Source organism: Plantactinospora sp. B24E8 (genome assembly GCF_039871735.1).
Lineage (GTDB): Bacteria > Actinomycetota > Actinomycetes > Mycobacteriales > Micromonosporaceae > Plantactinospora.
In genome coordinates this window covers 420,047-438,449 of the sequence record NZ_JBDPMH010000002.1, presented here as the reverse complement: position 1 = coordinate 438,449, position 18,403 = coordinate 420,047, and the positions used below count along the sequence as shown (strand labels likewise).

Below are 18,403 nucleotides of genomic sequence, written 5' to 3'. Positions count from 1 at the left end.
AATCACGCCGAGACCCGTCTCAGCAGGCCATGCAGCCGCTCAGCGACCCCGTCAAGGCGCTCGACTACCTCCCGCAGCGACCCGTCGGAGCCGCCTGCGATCGACCGCGCCGCGCTGACCAGCGCAGCCCGAACGGCGAACACCTCCCGCTGCACCCGTGCCAGCTCGGCCCGCGTGGCTCTGGCGGCGCCGCCCTGGGCATCCGCCCGGGCCGCCGCGACCGCTACCTCTTCCGCGTACCCGGTCGGAGTCAAACCCGCCCGGCGGGCCGCCGCAGAGACTTCACGCATCTCCTCGTCCGCCAGCCGGACGTTCAGGCAGTTCAACCGCCCGGCAGGCATCCGCGCCCGGTTCCAGGTCACCGGCACCACCGCCCGGGAGCCCGTCGGAGAATCGACGCTCATACCCACGGCATCCTGCTCTCCATTGACGCCCTGTTCCGGCGACCAACTCGGCGCGTACGGGTGACTCGCAACCTGTTCCGGACGGCTCGCAAGATCACTCGCAGACTTCCCCGGACACTCGCAGGGTTCGGACGGACGCGACAGCAGCAACCTGGGATCAGGGTGGGCGCAGCGGCGAAAATCGATTAGAATGTGTGTACTAAAACGGCTTCTGAACTGGGAGGACAGCCGTGCAGACGTCCGCCTCCACCGCTCCCACCCCCACCCCCGCGCCGCTGCCGTACGCCACCCTGCTCGCCTTCACCCGCTACGTCGACCGGACCGGGCCGGCCAAGGCGACCTTCGTCGGCGGGCTGCGCAAGCAGCGGGCGAGCAGGTCCGGCTTCAACCCGCACGGCCAGCTGGTCAAGGCCCTCAAGGCGGACATCGCCTTCCGCACCGGTGGCCGGCACCTGTCGGAGATCGCCGGCACCGTCAAGCCACGCTGGCGTCCGCTCTACGAGGCACTGGTGCCCGGTGCGGTGAGCTACCTGCACTCGCTCGGCGACCTGTCGACGGTGCAGCTCGCCCAGACCCACGACGCCCTCGGCATGATCGGCGACCTGCCGGTGAAGATCAATCCACATCTCGGCCTGCGTCACGACGACGGCCGGCGGGAGGCCGTCCGACTGCACTTCGACGAGCAGCCACCGAGCCAGGAGGCGCTGCTCGCCACCCTGCACCTGATGGGTCGCCAGATGGCGCAGGTGCTGCCCGGTGCCGAGCCGGTGCTGGTCGACGTACGTCGGGGGGTGGTGCACCGGCCCGACCCGGCGGTCCGGGGCGACCAGGTCGAGCGTTGGCTGGCCGGTGAGGCCGCGGCGTTCACCGCCATCTGGTCCACCGCCGCCTGACACGATCGCGCACGACCGCATCCCGGGGACCGCGCCACGTCGGCGCGGTCCCCGTCCAGCTGAGTGGCGGGGCCCGTCCGCCTGAGCAGCGGCGTGAGCTGGTTATCCACAGGGGTCCCCCGGACGCGTCCCGCTTCCCCCACCCTGTACGGCATGCCCCGAGCAGCCCGACGTCCGCCGCGCCTACGTGGCACGGTCTTCCGTGGTTCCCAGGCCATCGCCGACGGTTTGTTGACCAGGAATGAACTCCGCAGCTCCACCTGGCGTCCGCTCTTCCGGGACATCTACGCGGACGCGGACCTGCCCGTCTCGCACCGCACCCGATGCGCCCTCGTCGCACGTTGGTTGATCCCGGAGGGCGCGGCCATCGCCGGACGCTCGGCCGCCTGCCTCTACGGTGCCACCAACCTGGACGAGCAGGCTCCGGTCGAGGTCGTCGTGCCGGCCGGAACCCGGTTCGGCCCGGTCGCCGGGCTGCGGATCCACACCACCACGCTGACCGACCAGGATGTCCGTCGTCGCGACGGCGTTCCGCTGACGACGGCACACCGCACCTGTTGGGATCTGGCCCGGTGGCTCGATCCGGTCGAAGCGGTAACCATGATCGACCAATTCCTCGCCCGCCGGATCGTCACCGCGCCAGGGCTGCGGGACTACGCGCTCGCCCGGGCCGGTGACCGAGGCTGGCGCCTTGCGCTGCGCGCCGTCGACCTCGCCGATCCGGGCGCGGAGTCACCGCAGGAGTCCCGGCTCCGGGTCCGGCTCGTGCTGGCCGGTCTCCCCCGCCCCGAGACCCAGTACGTCGTCTCCGATCGTGGCCGCTTCGTGGCCCGACTCGACCTGGCCTGGCCCGAGGTGAAGGTGGCCGTCGAGTACGACGGCCTCTGGCACAGCGATCCCCGACAGTTCCACCTCGATCGCCGCCGACTCAACCGGCTCCTCGGCAACAACTGGATCGTGCTGCACGTGACCGCCCAGCGCCTCCGGGACGACTTCGACGGATTTGTCGCGGAACTACAGGCGGCGCTCCACCGACGCGGCCAAGATCACACTACTTCCGGGAAATAGTGGTCTCGATTCGTGCCGGTAGCCACTGTTTCCCTGAAGTTGCGCGATCTCGATGAGGCTGCGCGATTTTGCTGGCGTCGGCGGCGGGCGAACGCCGGTCCGGCGAGCCGACGGCTGGCAGGCTGGGGAGATGGCGGTCGACATCGTCTACGAGACACCCGGGGCGACCACCGACGACGAGGCCGGAATCGCCGGTGGCTGGCTGCCCGGGCAGCTCTCGGAACGCGGCCGCCAGGACGCCCGCGAGCTGGGCGAACGTCGTCGGACCGACGGGCTGAACGCGATCTTCTGCTCCGACCTGCCGCAGGTGGTGGAAACCGTGGAGATCGCTTTCCCGCTGCGCGAGCTTCCGGTGCACTTCGACACCCGGCTGCGGGAGTGCGACCACGGCCGGTTCAACGGCGCCCCGGTTGCCGAGATCGCCGAACTGCGGCTCCGACACCTCGACGAGCCGTTCCCGCACGGACAGAGCTACCGGCAGGTGGTCGAACAGGTCGCCGGTTTCCTCCGGGACATCTCCGCCGCCTGGAACGGCACCCGGGTGCTGGTCGTGGCGCACGCCAGCAACCGGTGGGCGCTGGAGCACCTGCTCAACGGCCGGGACCTCGCCGAACTGCTCACCGCCCCCGACGGGTGGCGGCCGGGCTGGTCGTACCGGCTGCCGTCCGACTGGTCACGGCGGGATTTCCAACCGGCCCGGAAGCAGCCGGGGCGTCCGGCCCGGGGTGACCGGTAACTCGCGGGCGGCGGGCACCCGGGCCTGCCTATTCTTGGCGACGACATGCAGACTCCATCGCCCGCCCCAGTCGTACCCGCCCCCGCCGACCTCGCACACCTGCGGGCCCGGCTACCGGAGCTGATCTTCCGCGACCAGCGTCGGATCCAACGCCGGATCGACGGCCTGGCCAAGGTCCGCGACCCGCAGCGCCGCCAGGCCGGGCTCACCGAGATCGCCGCCGAGCTGACCCGTGCCGAGGAGCGGCTGGCCCGCCGGCTGGCGGCGGTGCCGGTGATCACGTACCCGGCCGGCCTGCCGGTGAGCGAGAAGAAGGACGACCTGCTGGCCGCGATCCGGGACCACCAGGTGGTGATCGTGGCCGGCGAGACCGGTTCCGGGAAGACCACCCAGCTGCCCAAGATCTGTCTTGAGCTGGGCCGGGGCGTCCGCGGGCTGATCGGGCACACCCAGCCCCGACGGCTGGCGGCCCGGACCGTCGCCGACCGGATCGCCGAGGAACTCGGCACCGAGCTGGGTGGCGTGGTCGGCTACAAGGTCCGCTTCACCGACCAGGTCAGCGACGACACGCTGGTCAAGCTGATGACCGACGGCATCCTGCTCGCCGAACTGCAGCACGACCGGATGCTCCGGCAGTACGACACGCTGATCATCGACGAGGCCCACGAGCGGAGCCTCAACATCGACTTCATCCTCGGATACCTGAAACAGCTCCTTCCCCGCCGCCCCGACCTGAAGGTGATCATCACCTCGGCGACCATCGACCCGGAACGCTTCGCCCGGCACTTCGCGCAGCCGGCCGACACCCCCGGTGGTGAGCCCCGGCCGGCGCCGGTGCTGGAGGTCTCCGGTCGGACGTATCCGGTGGAGGTCCGGTACCGGCCGCTGATCGAGGTGACCGAGGCCGAGGAGGACGGTGACGAGGACGGGGAGAACGTCCGGGACCAGATCCAGGCGATCGGCGACGCGGTGCAGGAACTCGCCGCCGAGGGGCCCGGCGACGTTCTCGTCTTCCTCAGCGGCGAGCGGGAGATCCGGGACACCGCCGACGCGCTCAACCGGCTGGTGCAGAACCGGCCCGCGCTGCGGGACACCGAGATCCTGCCGCTCTACGCCCGGCTCTCCACCGCCGAACAGCACCGGGTGTTCCAGCCGCACCGGGGCCGACGGGTCGTCCTGGCCACCAACGTCGCCGAAACCTCACTGACGGTCCCCGGCATCAAGTACGTCGTCGACCCCGGCACCGCCCGGATCTCCCGGTACAGCCACCGGTTGAAGGTGCAGCGGCTGCCGATCGAGGCGATCTCCCAGGCGTCGGCGAACCAGCGCAAGGGCCGGTGCGGGCGTACCTCGGCCGGTATCTGCATCCGGCTCTACGACGAGCAGGACTTCCTCGGCCGGCCCGAGTTCACCGACCCGGAGATCCTGCGTACCAACCTCGCCTCGGTCATCCTGCAGATGACCGCGATCGGGCTCGGTGACATCGCCGCCTTCCCGTTCATCGACCCGCCGGACCGGCGCAACATCGCCGACGGGGTCAACCTGCTGCAGGAGCTGGGCGCGCTGGAGGCGGCGTCGGCGGCCGACCCGGACCGTCGACTCACCCCGCTGGGGCGGCGGCTCGCCCAGCTACCGGTCGACCCACGCCTGGCCCGGATGGTGCTGGAGGGCGAACGCAACGGCTGCGCCGACGAGGTGGCGGTGATCGCGGGCGCGCTCTCCATCCAGGATCCCCGGGAGCGACCGGCCGACAAGCAGGCCCAGGCCGACCAGGCGCACGCCCGGTTCGTGGACAAGGAGTCGGACTTCGCGGCGCTACTCAACCTCTGGCGCTATCTGCAGGAGCAGCAGCGGGCCCTGTCGTCCAGCGCGTTCCGTCGGATGTGCAAGGCCGAGTACCTCAACTACCTGCGGGTCCGAGAGTGGCAGGACATCTACAGCCAGCTCCGTCAGGTGCTGCGGACAATGTCCGACGGCGCGACCGGCCGGCCCGGCAGTGGCCGACGCGGCGAGCGCGGGCCCCGGGGCGAGCAGGCGACGCAGACCGAGCCGGCGACGCAGACCGAGCGGGGCGGCCGGGCCACGCGCGTCGCGCAGACCGCGGGTACGGCGGACAGCCCGACGGACGACATCGACACCGAGCGGATCCACCAGTCCCTGCTGGCCGGGCTGCTCTCCCACGTCGGGCTCCGGGACAGCCAGAAGAACGACTACCTCGGCGCCCGGGGAGCCCGGTTCGCGCTCTTCCCGGGTTCGGCGCTGTTCCGCAAGCCGCCGCGCTGGGTGATGGCCGCCGAACTGGTCGAGACGTCCCGGCTCTGGGGCCGGGTCGCCGCCCGGGTCGAGCCGGAGTGGGTCGAGGCGCTCGCCCAGCACCTGGTGAAACGCAGCTACAGCGAGCCGCACTGGGAGAAGAAACAGGCGGCGGTGCTGGCGTACGAGAAGGTGACCCTGTACGGCATCCCGCTGGTCACCGGCCGGAAGGTCAACTTCGGTCGGATCGACCCGACGCTGAGCCGGGACCTGTTCATCCGGCACGCGCTGGTCGAGGGTGACTGGCAGACCCACCACCGGTTCTTCGCGGACAACCGGAAGCTGCTCGAGGAGATCGAGGAGCTGGAGCACCGGGCCCGGCGCCGGGACATCCTGGTCGACGACGAAACGGTGTACGCCTTCTACGACGCCCGGATCCCCGCCGAGGTGGTCTCCGGCCGGCACTTCGACGCCTGGTGGAAGCGGACCCGTCGGGACCAGCCGGACCTGCTCACCTTCGACCGGGAGATGCTGGTCAACGAGGGCCGGGGCGGGGTCGACCCGGCGGACTACCCGGACGAGTGGCACTCCGACGGGGTGACGCTGCCGTTGACGTACCGGTTCGAGCCGGGGACCAACACGGACGGGGTGACGGTCGACATCCCGCTGCCGGTGCTGAACCGGGTGGACGCGGAGAGCTTCGACTGGCAGGTGCCGGGGCTGCGTGAGGAGTTGGTGATCGCGCTGATCCGGTCGCTGCCGAAGGCCGTACGCCGGAACTTTGTCCCGGCGCCGGACTATGCGCGGGCGGTGCTGGCCGCGATCACGCCGGGGCGGGAGTCGCTGCTCGACGCGGTGACCCACCAGCTGCGCCGGCTGACCGGGGTGACCGTGCCCCGGGAGGCGTGGGACCTGGCGAAGCTGCCGGCCCACCTGCGGCCCACCTACCGGGTGATCGACGACGACGGCGAGCGGACGGTCGCCGAGGGCAAGGACCTGCCGGCGCTGCAACGCCAGCTCACCACCCAGGTACGTCGGATGGTGGCCGCCGCCGCGCCGGAGGTGGAACGGACCGGGCTGCGGGAGTGGAGCATCGGCACCCTGCCCCGCTCGATCGAACAGGTCCGGGGCGGCTACCTGGTGACGGCGTATCCGGCGCTGGCCGACGAGGGCGAGAGCGTGGCGGTCCGGGTCTTCGAGACCGAGGCCGAGCAGCAGGTGCAGATGTGGGCCGGCACCCGACGGCTGCTCCGGCTCGGCCTCGGCTCGCCGGCGAAGTTCCTGCAGGGCCGGCTGAGCAACGAGGCCAAACTGGCGCTGAGCCGCAACCCGCACCGCACCGTGCAGGACCTGCTGGAGGATGCCGCCGACGCCGCGGTCGACAAGCTGGTCGCCGACGCCGGCGGACCGGCCTGGGACGCCGAGGGCTTCACGGCCCTGCGGGACCGGGTACGGGCCGACCTGATCGACACCACCTTCGCGGTGGTCGACCGGGTACGTCGGGTGCTGGCCACCGCGTACGCGGTCGAGCAGCGGCTGGGCCGGACCAACAGCCTGGCCCTGGTGTCCGCACTCGCCGACATCCGGGCCCAGCTCTCCGCCCTGGTGCACCGGGGTTTTGTCACCCAGACCGGGTACGCCCGCCTCGCCGACCTGCCGCGTTACCTCACCGCCATCGAGCGCCGCCTCGACCGGTTGCCGCAGAACCCGGGGCGGGACCGGGAGCAGCAGGCCCGGATAGCCCAGGTCCAGAAGGAGTACCAGGAGATGCTGGCCGCCCTCCCCCCGGCCCGCCGGAACGAGGAGGCGGTCCGGGAGATCCGCTGGATGATCGAGGAACTGCGGGTCAACGTCTTCGCCCAGGCGCTCGGTACGCCGTACCCGATCTCGGAGCAGCGGATCTACCGGGCGATGGACCTGGCCGAGGGCCGCTGACCCGCACCACCCGCGCGGGTCCGGACGGGCGGCGCGACGCCGGAGATTGACGTATCGAAATTGGTTCCCTTAGGCTGGGCAGGTCGGCGGCGGTAAGCGCTTTCCATTTCCCCGTTCCTCCAGTCCGGGAGCGCCCGTATGAGACGCCACCGCACGACCGTCCTCGCCCTGCTCGCGATCGTGACCCTGTTGCTGGGCACGGCGCCCGTCCCCGCCTCGGCCGCACCCCGGTTCCGGGTCCTGGTCTTCTCCAAGACGACGAACTTCTACCACGACTCGATTCCGGCCGGCATCGCCGCGATCCAGCGGCTCGGCGCCGAGCACAACTTCGAGGTCGAGGCGACCACCGACGCGGCCGCCTTCACCGACGCCAACCTCGGCCGCTTCGACGCGCTGGTCTTCAACAACACCAACTCCACCCCGGAGTCCGGTGACCTGCTCGACGCGGCGCAGCGGGTCGCGTTGCAGAACTTCGTCCGGGCCGGTGGCGGCTGGGTCGGGCTGCACGCCGCCTCGGCCAGCGAACGCGACTGGGCCTGGTACGAGGGCCTGGTCGGCACCATCTTCGACTTCCATCCCGACTTCTCCGCCACCGGCGGCACGTACCCCGGTCGGATCAAGGTGCTGGACGACGCGCACCCGTCCACGAAGGACCTGCCGGAGCTGTGGGAGCGCGGCGAGGAGTGGTACAACTGGCGCACCAACCCGACCGGGAAGGTGCACACCCTCGCCCAGGTCAAGGTCCGGGACGGCATCCCCGGGCTGGACGAGGGGCACGACCACGCGTACTCGTGGTGCCAGAACTACGACGGCGGCCGGTCCTGGTTCACCGCCGGCGGGCACGCCGGCTCCGCCTTCGCCGAGCCGGCGTTCCTGACCCACCTGCGCGGCGGCATCGAGTGGGCGGCCGGCGCCGTGCCGGGCGACTGCGGCGCCACCCGGACCGGCGACTTCCAGCGGGTGCCGTTGGTTACCGAGGACCTGGCCGACCCGTTCGAGCTGGCGGTGGCACCGGACCGGCGGGTCTTCTACATCCAGCGGACCGGCGCGGTCAAGGTCATCGACCAGGAGACACTGGCCGTCCGTACGCTTGTCGACTTCGCCTACACCCCGACCCAGACCAGCCAGTCCGACGGGCTGCTCGGGCTGACCCTGGACAACAACTTCGCCACCAACAACTGGCTCTACCTGCTCTGGTCGGACAAGACCGCCAACCAGCTCAACCTGTCCCGGTTCACGGTCGCGGGCGACACGATCAGCATGGGCAGCGAGCGGCGACTGCTGACCATCCCCACCTACCGGGGCGAGGGCCGGGCCAACTCGCACATGGGCGGCTCGTTGGCCATGGACCGGCACGGCAACCTCTACGCCGGCATCGGGGACAACACCGATCCCTTCGAGTCCGGCGGCTTCACCCCGATCGACGAGCGGGCCGGCCGGCGGGCCTGGGACGCGCAGGCCACCTCCGGGAACACCAACGACCTGCGGGGCAAGATCCTGCGAATCACCCCCCGCGCCGACGGGACGTACGCGGTGCCGGCCGGTAACCTCTTCGCCCCCGGTACGGCCCGGACCCGGCCGGAGATCTACGCGATGGGGATGCGCAACCCGTTCCGGATCACCGTCGACCCGCTCACCGACGCGCTGCTGGTCGCCGACTACGGGCCGGACGCCCGGGCCGCCAACCCGAACCGGGGGCCGGAGGGGACGGTGGAGTTCAACCGGATCACCAGTGCCGGCAACTACGGCTGGCCGTACTGCACCGGCGACAACGTGCCGTTCAACGACTACAACTTCGCCACCTCGACGCCGGGGCCGAAGTTCGACTGCGGCGCCCTGGTCAACAACTCGCCGAACAACACCGGGCTGACCAACCTGCCGGCGGCCCGCCCGGCACTGGTCTGGTACGCCTACTCGGCCTCGGCCGCCTTCCCCGAGCTGGGCACCGGCGGCGGCGGGCCGATGAGCGGCCCGGTCTACGACTACGACCCGGCCAACCCCAGACCGACGAAGTTCCCGGAGTACTACGAGGGCAAGTGGATCGTCTACGAACTGACCCGGCAGTGGTGGAAGACGCTGTCAATCCACGACACGGCGCAGACCTTCGCCGACCCGCGCTTCGGCCCGACCCGGGTCGGCGACCTCCAGTCGATCAACGGGATCTTCGGTGACATGAGCTGGATCCAGCCCTTCGAGGCCGAGTTCGGCCAGGACGGCTCGCTCTACGTGATCGACTTCGGGGTCGGCAGCGGCAGTGGCCGGGGCGGCAGCAACGAGGGCGCCGGGATCTACCGGATCGACTACGTGGCGAACGGCCGGCCGCCGGTGGCGAAGGTGGGCGTGGACCGCGACAGCGGCCCGGGACCGCTGACGGTGCGGTTCTCCAGTACCGGCTCCGCCTCCGCCGACGGCACGCCGATCACGTACGCCTGGGACCTCGACGGGGACGGCGACACCGACTCGACGGCGACGAACCCGACGTACACGTACTCCGAGCGGGGTCAGTTCACCGCCCGGCTGACCGTGACCAGCGCCCGTGGGCTCAGCTCGGTGGCGACCGCGCAGATCACGGTCGGCAACACCCGGCCGGCGGTGGCGTTGAGCGTGCCGAACGGCGGCTTCTTCGACTTCGGCGACCAGATCCCGTACGCGGTGACGGTCACCGACCCGGAGGAGAGCGGCATCGCCTGCGACCGGGTGGTCACCCAGACCCACCTCGGCCACGACAGCCACAGCCACCCGATGGACAACTACCTCGGCTGCTCGGGCACGGTCACCACGGAGGCGAACGGTGGGGACGGACACGGGCCCGGCCAGAACCTCTACACGGTGCTGACCGCCCAGTACACCGACGGCGGCGCGGCCGGCGGGGTGCTGGCGCTGGTCGGCTCGGTCTGGCACGAGTTGCAGCCGAAGAACAGGGAGGCGGAGCACTTCGACGCCGCCCAGGGGATCCAGGTGCTGGAGCGGACGACCGCCCGGGCCGGCCGGCGGGTCGGCGACGTCGACCACGGCGAGTGGATCAGCTTCGGTCCGGTGAACCTGACCGGGATCGGCTCGGTCACCGCCGCGGTCAGCTCGGGCAGCACCGGCGGCACCGTCGAGTTCCGGGCCGACTCGCCGACCGGGCAGCTGCTCGGCACGATGCCGGTCGGCAGCACCGGCGGCTGGGACAACGTGGTCTCGCCGACGGTCAACCTGGCCAACCCGGGCGGGACGTTCACCCTCTACCTGGTCTTCGTCAACCCGGCGCAGGCCGGCGGCACACCCGACCTGCTCTCCCTGGACTGGCTGCGCTTCAACGGCGCGGGGGTGAAACGGGAGACCGGCGGGACGGTCTCGGTCACCGCGAACCCCCGGACCGGGACGGCGCCGCTGTCGGTGGCGTTCACCGGTACGGCCACCCCGGCGGCCGGGCGGACCATCACCGACCGGGCCTGGGACTTCGGTGACAACACCCCGGTCGTGCACGGCACCTCGGCCACCCACTCGTACGCCCGGCCGGGTACCTACACGGCCCGGCTGACGGTCACCGACAGCGCCGGAGCCACGATGTCGAGTCATCTGACCATCACGGTCCGCTAGGTCTGAACGGTCCGGAGGGCACCTTCCTGCCGCCCGGGCGGTAGCCGGTGGCACGGAAGGGGCCCTCCCGGCCAGGCGGCCGGGCGAAGCGTGGCAAGGATTACAGCGCCAACCGCGCTGACCAGTTGGAACGTCGGGCCACCGGCTGCGTAGACTCTGCACCGGCCATCCAGAGCGACCGAGAGACCTGGCTCGTCGACGTCGCAGCAACCCCCCACCACGGGTGCGGGTGCTACCGCCAGGACCGATGGAGGTTCGCAGTGCCTACCACCCGGGCCGAGCGGTCGAGCCGGCTCCATGTCACCTGGCACCGGTGGCGTCGACATGTCGACCTGTGCCGGATCAGCACCATGCTCTGTCGCGGTCACGCCTGACCCCGCCCGCCGGTCGGCGGATCTCCGACCATCTGATTGATCCCCTCGAGGCGGTTGACCTCGACGCTGCGGCACGCCCACGACCGGTGCACGGTCGCGGGCCGCGCGTCCGTGTCGGCGTCGCCCGCCGGATATTTCCTGGAGTTTCCACACAATGCGCCTCAACACCCTGACCACCCGCCTGCTCTCCGGGGTCGCCGCCGTCGCGTTGCTCGGTGCGGTCGCGGCCTGCGGCGGAGGTTCCGCCGACAGCGCCGACAACCCGTACGACCTGCTGCAACCGGGCACGCTGCGGGTCGGCACGCTGACCGACGCGCCGCCGAACGTCTTCCTCAAGGACGGGAAGTTCACCGGTTTCGACAACGACCTGATGACCGCCGTGGCGCAGAGGCTGGGCCTGAAGGTCGAGTTCGTCGGCACCGAGTTCTCCGCACTGCTCGCCCAGGTCAACAACCACAAGTTCGACGCCGGCTCGTCCTCGATCACCATCACCGAGGCGCGGAAGAAGACCGTCGACTTCACCAACGGCTACGACTTCGGCTACTTCGGACTCGACGTACCGGCCGGCTCGCCGATCAGGAGCTTCGCCGAACTGAAGGGCAAGCGGGTCGTGGTGGTGCAGGGCACCGTCCAGGACGACTACGCCACCGCCGAAGGGCTCGACCCGGTCCGGGTGCCGGACTACAACGGCGCGATCAACCAACTCAAGGCCAAGACCGCCGACGCCTGGATCGCCCCGGCCGAGATCGGTGAGAAGTCCGCGCAGGACAGTGGCGGGAAGATCGTACTGGCCGAGAAGCAGCTCAGCTCGGCGCCGACCGCGTTCGCGGTGGCCAAGGGGAACGACCCGCTGCGCGAGGCCCTGAACAAGGCGCTCGACGAGGTGGTCCAGGACGGCACCTGGACCCGCCTCCAGGACCAGTACTACCCGGGTCGGCCGATCCCGGAGACCTTCAAGCCGGGCAGCGGCACCGTGACCTTCCCACCGGTGCAGGCCGGCGCTGGCAGCACGCCGAGCGGCGCCCCGACCGCGCCGGCCAGCCCGACCGGTACGCCGGCGGCCTGACCCTCCACAGGAGACGAGCGAGCAGAGACAGGTGGAGCGATGGAGACGCTGAGGACGTTGTGGGAGACGTTCTTCGACCTGGAGTCGATGCGCGAGGCGCTACCCGAGATGCTCACGGTCGGGCTGCGTAACACGCTGCTGCTGGCGCTCGTCTCCGCGATCCTGGGGACCCTGCTCGGCATGCTGCTGGCCGTCGCCGGCCTGGCCCGGACCCGATGGTTGCGCTGGCCGGCACGGATCTACACGGATGTGTTCCGGGGGCTGCCGGCCGCGGTCACCATCCTGCTGATCGGGGTCGGGTTGGCCCCCCTCGGGCTCGCCTGGTGGGGACCCAACCCGTACCCGCTCGGCATCCTGGCCCTGTCGCTGATCGCGGCGGCGTACATCGGGGAGATCTTCCGGTCCGGCATCCAGAGCGTGGAGGCCAGCCAGCTGGAGGCGACCCGGGCCCTGGGGCTGTCACACGCCGCCGCGATGCGTCTGGTCATCATCCCGCAGGGCGTACGCCGGGTCCTGCCGGCCTGGGTCAACCAGCTGATCGCCCTGATCAAGGACTCCAGCCTGGTCTACTTCCTCGGCCTGGTGGCCAGCCAGCGGGAGCTGTTCCGGATCGGCCAGGACTACGCCGCGAACACCGGAAACGAGTCGGCGCTGCTGCTCGCCGGCCTGTGCTACCTGGCCATCACGGTGCCGCTGACCCACCTCGTGAACTGGGTCGACCGGCGGTTGCGCGACGGTCGGGCCGCCGGGCCGGAGCCCGAGGATCCGCTGGCGCCGGCCGGCGAGACCCCACTGCCCACGTCGACGGAGGGAGGCCCCCATGTCCGACGGTGACCGAGCCGAGCCGTCGACGGACCGGGTCGGCGACAACCGGACCGTGGCGGTGACCGACCTGACGTCGCCGGCCGTCTCGTCCGACCCGGCCGCCGGCCGGGTCTTCGAGTCGGTGAGCGTCGCCACCCGGGACGTCCACCTGGCGTTCGGACGCAATCCGGTGCTGCGCGGCGTCGACCTGGAGGTCGGCCGCGGCGAGACCGCGTGTGTGATCGGCCCGTCCGGTTCCGGGAAGTCGACCCTGCTCCGGACCATCAACCGGTTGTTGGAGCCGGACCGTGGTGACGTGCTGCTCGACGGGCAGAGCGTGCTCTCCGGCGACCCGGACGAGTTGCGCCAGCGGATCGGCATGGTGTTCCAGCAGTTCAACCTCTTCCCGCACATGACCGTACGGCGCAACGTGACCCTGGCCCTCCGACAGCTCAAGGGCCTCTCCCGGGACGAGGCCGACGAGGTGGCACTGCGCCAGCTCGACCTGGTCGGCCTACGGCACAAGGCGGACGTACGACCGGGCCGGCTCTCCGGCGGTCAGCAGCAGCGGGTGGCGATCGCCCGGGCCCTGGCGATGTCACCCCGGGTGATGCTCTTCGACGAGGCGACGTCGGCGCTCGATCCGGAACTGGTCAAGGGGGTGCTGTCGCTGATGGCCGACCTGGCCGGACAGGGCATGACCATGGTCGTGGTGACCCACGAGATGGGGTTCGCCCGGCAGGTCGCCGACCAGGTCGTCTTCATGGACCAGGGCCGGGTGGTCGAGGCCGGCCCACCGGCCGAACTCTTCGCGGCGCCACGCAGTCCCCGGCTCCGGCAGTTCCTCTCCCAGGTGCTCTGACGGTCCTCCCCCGGGTGCGCTGACGGCGGTCTCCCGCGCGGGTACGGCGACGACGAACCGTCGGCCCTCCGGGTAGGACCGCCGCCGGTGTGGATTCCGACGATCCGGTCCTCGTCTTCCTCGCCTCCGCGACCCCGCCCCACCAGGCGGTCGCGCTGCGGATCGAGGGAGCACCACCGGCCCAGTGGCAGGCGACCGTGCTCTACGACTCCGCCGAGACCGTCACCGTCTCCCTGGCCGGGCTGAACACGGTCGACCTCCTCGCCCGACTGCGCCGGCTCCGGGTGCCGGCCGAGATGGTCTACCGGGAGATCCGCGACCTCGGGATCGACTGGGATCCCGAGCAGGAGGTACGGCAGCGTTCCGAGGCGGACATGGCCGACTGGCGGAAGCGGGATCACGAGCACCGGGAACAGCTCAAACGCGAGTTCCTGCGCCGGCAGGCCGAGGACTGACCGGAAGCCGGGACGGGGTCGCCCCCGAGCACGGCGGGCGGCCGTGGGCGGTCATGGACGTGCTCCCGACGCGTGGCGCCTCGGGAGCACGTCCGCCGGTGCCGGTCGGGTCAGCCGCCGTTGATCACAAAGGTCGATCCCGGTTCGACCACGATGTTGCCGGTGGCCGAGTTGGTGATGGTCACGTTCGTCAGGGTCGCGCTGCCCCGGGCGCCGCCCATCGCGAGGATGCCCGCGCCGTTGTTGGACCGGTCGATCCGGACGTTGCTGATCACCACCCCCGGCATGTTGCCGCCACCGGTCTTGAACTGGATGCCGTCGTACGTCGAGTCGTGGATCTCGGTGTCCCTGATGGTGACCCCGACGATGTCCCGGGTCGCCGGGAAGAGTGTGATGGCGCCGAACTCCTGGTCCTCGTTCCAGAAGGCCCCGCCGGTGCGGTAGAGGGCGTTGTTCGCGATCAGTGTCTGCCCGGAGAACGGCAGCGGGCTGTGGTCGGTCGCCAACATGATGCCCGGGTAGTTCATCGTGTCGTAGATCAGGTTGTTCTCGATCGAGTTGCCGTAACCGCCGTAGATCGCGATGCCGTTCGCCCGCCACGGCAACTGGACGGTGTTGTTGACGAAGTGGTTGTCGTGGGCGATGTCGACGGACTGGTCCTTGACGTACGGGTTGGCCCAGACCGCGAGCGCGTCGTCACCGGTGGTCCGGAAGGACGAGTTGAAAACCCGCGAGTTGCGGGTGCCGTTGCTGAAGTTGATGCCGTCGGCGTACGTGTTGCGGATCCGCATGCCGGTGAACTCCAGCCCGTCACCGGGTCCCCACAGCTCGGGGATGTTGTCGAAGTCGCGACCGACCCAGGCGCCGACGTTGGCGTGCTCGATCCAGACGTTGCTGATCCTGGTGTTGCGGCCGAACCGTCCGTTGAGCCCGACGCCGCCCTCGGCACCGCCGGGTCCGCCCCGGATCCGGCCGGAGCCGAAGATCGCGATGTCCGAGATCTGGGTGTTGTCGTCGATGTCGAAGCCGAAGTTGCCCTCGTGCGGGTGGTTGATGCCACCGACCACCAGGTGCGGCTCGGTCAGCGTGTAGAGCTGGGAGTGCCACATCCCGGCGCCCCGGATGGTGACGTTGCGGATGCCGACCTGGTTGTGCTGTCCCCGGTTCAACGGGTCGTCGGTCAGGATCTTCTGTTCCTGCCGCCACTGCCCGGCCGGGATCCAGACGCAGCCGATCACCCCGTTCTGGTCGTCGGTCACCGCCCGCTGGATGGCCGCCGTGTCGTCGATGCCGTCGCCCGGCACCGCGCCGTACGCGGTGATCGAGGTGCAGCCGGCCGGTTGGTCCGTCGCCGGCGCCACCTGCTCCAGGTCGACCAGGTCGATGATGTGGAAGGCGGCCGTGTCGGACGCGTCCCGCTGCAACCGGAACCGGGTGCCGGCCGGATACGTCTGGGACAGCAGCGCCTGGGACTCGTCGAAGAGCCGTCGGGCGTCGCTCTGCGGGGTGTTGGTCAGTCCTTCCGGCTCATCGGTGTTGCCGTAGAGCCAGCTGTGCCGGGACGAGAACGTCAGCTTCCGGACGAAGGTGTCGTTGACGTAGAGGCTGATGGTGGCCTCGGTGCCGCCGCCGCCCGGCGCGTCGGGGATCGAGTTGCGGACCACGATGGCGTTCGCCGGGTTGGTCGAGGTGACCTCGACGAACTGTCCGGTGCCGGTGAGCCGTACCGACCTGCGGCCGGAGGACTCGGTGGCGAAGTTGGTGTGTCCGAAGGTCCGCAGCGGGTCGGCCTCCAGCAGGGTGCCCTGGTAACGCCCGTCCTCGGCCTCGTACGACACCCACGGGACGGCCGCGCCGCGACCGACGACGATCGACCGCGTACCGATGTTGTTGCCCTCGTTGGTCTCGGCGACGACGTTTGTCGCGTCGGCGGTGGCGGTGATGGTGGCGCCGCCGCTGGTCGCCGTCCAGCTGCCGCTGATCGGCACCTGGGCGGTGGCCCCGGCGGGGATCGACGGGGTGCTGGTGTTCAGGGTGGTGCCGCCGACCACGAGCCGGGTGACGGTGGTCGCGCCGGTCGCGGTGGTGCCCCGGTTGTGCACCGCCACCGTGAAGGTGACGGTCGCGCCGACGGCCGGGTTCGTCGGGTTGACGGTGATGCCGGAAACCTGCAGGTCGGGCCCGGGCGCCTGGGCGACGACCAGCGGCGAGGTGGTGGTGAGGCTGTTGTTGCCGTTGTCCTGCTCGATCACCGTGTCCGTCGGGTCGACCACCACCGCGACCGGGTAGCTGCCCTGCGGCCGGGTACCGACCTGGTGGGTGACGGTGGCCGAGGCGCCGGCCGCCAGCCCGGCGACCGGCGCGCTGCCGACAACCGTGCCGCCGAGACTGAAGTTGACCGTGGTCGCGGCGGCGGCCGCCGAGCCGGTGTTGCGGACCGTGGCCGCCAGCGTGATCGGGGTCGTCTCGGTCGGCGCCGTCGGCGTCCAGGTCGCCGCGGTGACCACCAGGTCCGGGTTGGCCGCCGGGGTGCCGCAGACCTCCAGCTCGGCCACCTGTCCGGACGGTGCGCCGGTGTTGCTGTTGAACCGCAACTGCACGGCGGCGGTGGTCGCGGTGACCGGGATCGACACCACGTTGCTGCCCTGGACGAACTGGTGGTTCGCCGCCGAGACCAGGTTGGTGAAGGTGCCCGAGGCCTGGTCACGGCCGAGGATCTGGAAGTTCTGGGTACGGGTGCCCCACGCCGGGTCCGGGTTCAGCTTGACGTTGACCCCGGTGACCGCGTGGTTCGCGCCGAGGGCGACGGTCAGGGACTGCGGGAAGCCGGCGGCTCCCTCCCAGTACGTGTCCAGTGCCCCGTCGTTGGCCTTTTCCGGGGTGTAGACGAAGGTGGAGCCGGTCGCCGTCATCGGCTTGCCCCGGGCGACGTTCTGACATCCCGGCTGTTGGCTGCCGGTACGGGTGACGGTGTTGCCGGGCGCGGAGAGGTTGCCCGCGACGTCGCGGGCCCGTACCTGGTAGGAGACCGTCGTCGAGAGCGGCGGGTTGTCCTCGAAGGTGGTCACCGCGCCGACCGTCTGCAGCAGCGCGCCGTTGCGGTGGATGTCGTACCCGGCGAGGCCGCTGCCGCCGGTGTTGTCGGTCGAGGCGCCCCAGCTCAGCCGGATCGTCGTACCCGACTGGGTGTAGGACAGGGTGCCGGGCACGCTGGGCGGGGTGGTGTCGGTGGGGCCGCCGCTGGGCCCGTACACCTCCAGTTCGGAGAGCTGCCCGGCCGGCCATCCGCTGTTGGCGCTGATGCTGACCCGGACGTGGCGGGTGGTGGTCGCGGTGAAGCTGACCGTCACCGAGTTTCCGTCGACCGCCGGGTCGAAGGTGTACGTCCGCGAGCCGACCAGGTCGGTGAAGGACGATCCGTTGGTGCTGCCCTGCACGCTCAGGGTCTGGGTCCGGGTGCCCCAGCCGGAGGTCGGCAGCCGCAGCACGACCCGGTCGACGGTGACCGAAGAGCCGAGGTCGACCTGTAGCCAGCCCGGGAAGGCGTGGTTGACGCTCTCCCAGTAGCTGCCCTGGTCGCCGTCGACCGCCCGGGACGGGGCGTAGACGTCGGCGTGACCACTGGCCTGGGTGGGTCGTCCCTGGGCGAGGTTGCCCTCGGCGAGGATCCGGACCGGCCGGTCGGCCGGCAGGTCCGGTCGGGCGGCGGCGGGGGTGGCTGGTGCCGACAGCCCGACGGTGGCGACCACGGTGGCCGCGACGACCGTCGCCACCCCCGGGACACGTCTGGATCGTCTCATCGCTGTTCCTTCCGGAGCGGACGGTGCCCGGGGTGGTGGTCCCACGAGCGCAGGCGGATCTACCCCGATGGGATGCCATCGGGGTAGAAGTTGCGGCTGTTAGTCGGAAAAAGAGCAGAGGTTTGTTTAGTTCTTGCGGCGGGTTGTCCAGAGGTTACCGACCTGCTA

The 18,403-nt window shown here is 70.8% G+C and carries 11 protein-coding genes and 1 riboswitch; of the genes, 9 read left to right on the top strand and 2 right to left on the bottom strand.

The genetic code is table 11. From position 1 onward, the window contains the following. Positions 1-2 precede the first annotated feature (2 nt). Positions 3-404: a hypothetical protein gene (locus tag ABGB21_RS05755; RefSeq protein ID WP_347653753.1), complete on the bottom strand. Its 402-nt coding sequence runs from the start codon at positions 402-404 to the stop codon at positions 3-5. Between the two features lie 230 nt (positions 405-634). Between ABGB21_RS05755 and ABGB21_RS05750 the strand changes: the two genes are divergently transcribed. From ABGB21_RS05750 to ABGB21_RS05710, 9 genes are all read left to right on the top strand, one after another. Continuing rightward, complete coding sequence (locus ABGB21_RS05750; protein ID WP_347653713.1) at positions 635-1,297, top strand: hypothetical protein; 663 nt, start codon at positions 635-637, stop codon at positions 1,295-1,297. Between the two features lie 153 nt (positions 1,298-1,450). After that, the gene (locus ABGB21_RS05745; protein ID WP_347676643.1) at positions 1,451-2,365 is read left to right on the top strand and encodes a hypothetical protein; all 915 of its coding nucleotides are present in this window, start codon (positions 1,451-1,453) and stop codon (positions 2,363-2,365) included. A gap of 130 nt (positions 2,366-2,495) precedes the next feature. Beyond that, positions 2,496-3,101, top strand: coding sequence for a histidine phosphatase family protein (locus ABGB21_RS05740; RefSeq protein ID WP_347676641.1), 606 nt, complete (start codon positions 2,496-2,498; stop codon positions 3,099-3,101). Positions 3,102-3,146: 45 nt separating this feature from the next. Continuing rightward, positions 3,147-7,289, top strand: a complete 4,143-nt coding sequence (hrpA, locus tag ABGB21_RS05735) for an ATP-dependent RNA helicase HrpA (protein WP_347676639.1) — start codon at positions 3,147-3,149, stop codon at positions 7,287-7,289. Positions 7,290-7,427: 138 nt separating this feature from the next. Further along, a complete protein-coding gene (locus ABGB21_RS05730) occupies positions 7,428-10,874 on the top strand; it encodes a ThuA domain-containing protein (protein WP_347653709.1) in 3,447 nt (1,148 codons plus the stop codon). Between the two features lie 162 nt (positions 10,875-11,036). Then, a riboswitch (SAM riboswitch) is annotated at positions 11,037-11,128 on the top strand. A 274-nt stretch (positions 11,129-11,402) separates the two neighbouring features. After that, a complete protein-coding gene (locus ABGB21_RS05725; protein WP_347653708.1) occupies positions 11,403-12,314 on the top strand; it encodes an ABC transporter substrate-binding protein in 912 nt (303 codons plus the stop codon). A 39-nt stretch (positions 12,315-12,353) separates the two neighbouring features. Then, positions 12,354-13,148, top strand: a complete 795-nt coding sequence (locus tag ABGB21_RS05720) for an amino acid ABC transporter permease (RefSeq protein ID WP_347653707.1) — start codon at positions 12,354-12,356, stop codon at positions 13,146-13,148. Continuing rightward, on the top strand, positions 13,135-13,980 hold the full coding sequence (locus tag ABGB21_RS05715; protein WP_347653706.1) for an amino acid ABC transporter ATP-binding protein: 846 nt from the start codon (positions 13,135-13,137) through the stop codon (positions 13,978-13,980). The genes ABGB21_RS05720 and ABGB21_RS05715 overlap by 14 nt, the downstream gene beginning before the upstream one ends. Before the next feature lie 89 nt (positions 13,981-14,069). After that, the gene (locus ABGB21_RS05710) at positions 14,070-14,435 is read left to right on the top strand and encodes a hypothetical protein (protein WP_347653705.1); all 366 of its coding nucleotides are present in this window, start codon (positions 14,070-14,072) and stop codon (positions 14,433-14,435) included. A gap of 110 nt (positions 14,436-14,545) precedes the next feature. Here ABGB21_RS05710 and ABGB21_RS05705 read toward each other — a convergent pair whose 3' ends face one another. After that, positions 14,546-18,235, bottom strand: coding sequence for a CARDB domain-containing protein (locus ABGB21_RS05705; RefSeq protein ID WP_347676637.1), 3,690 nt, complete (start codon positions 18,233-18,235; stop codon positions 14,546-14,548). Positions 18,236-18,403 lie beyond the last annotated feature (168 nt).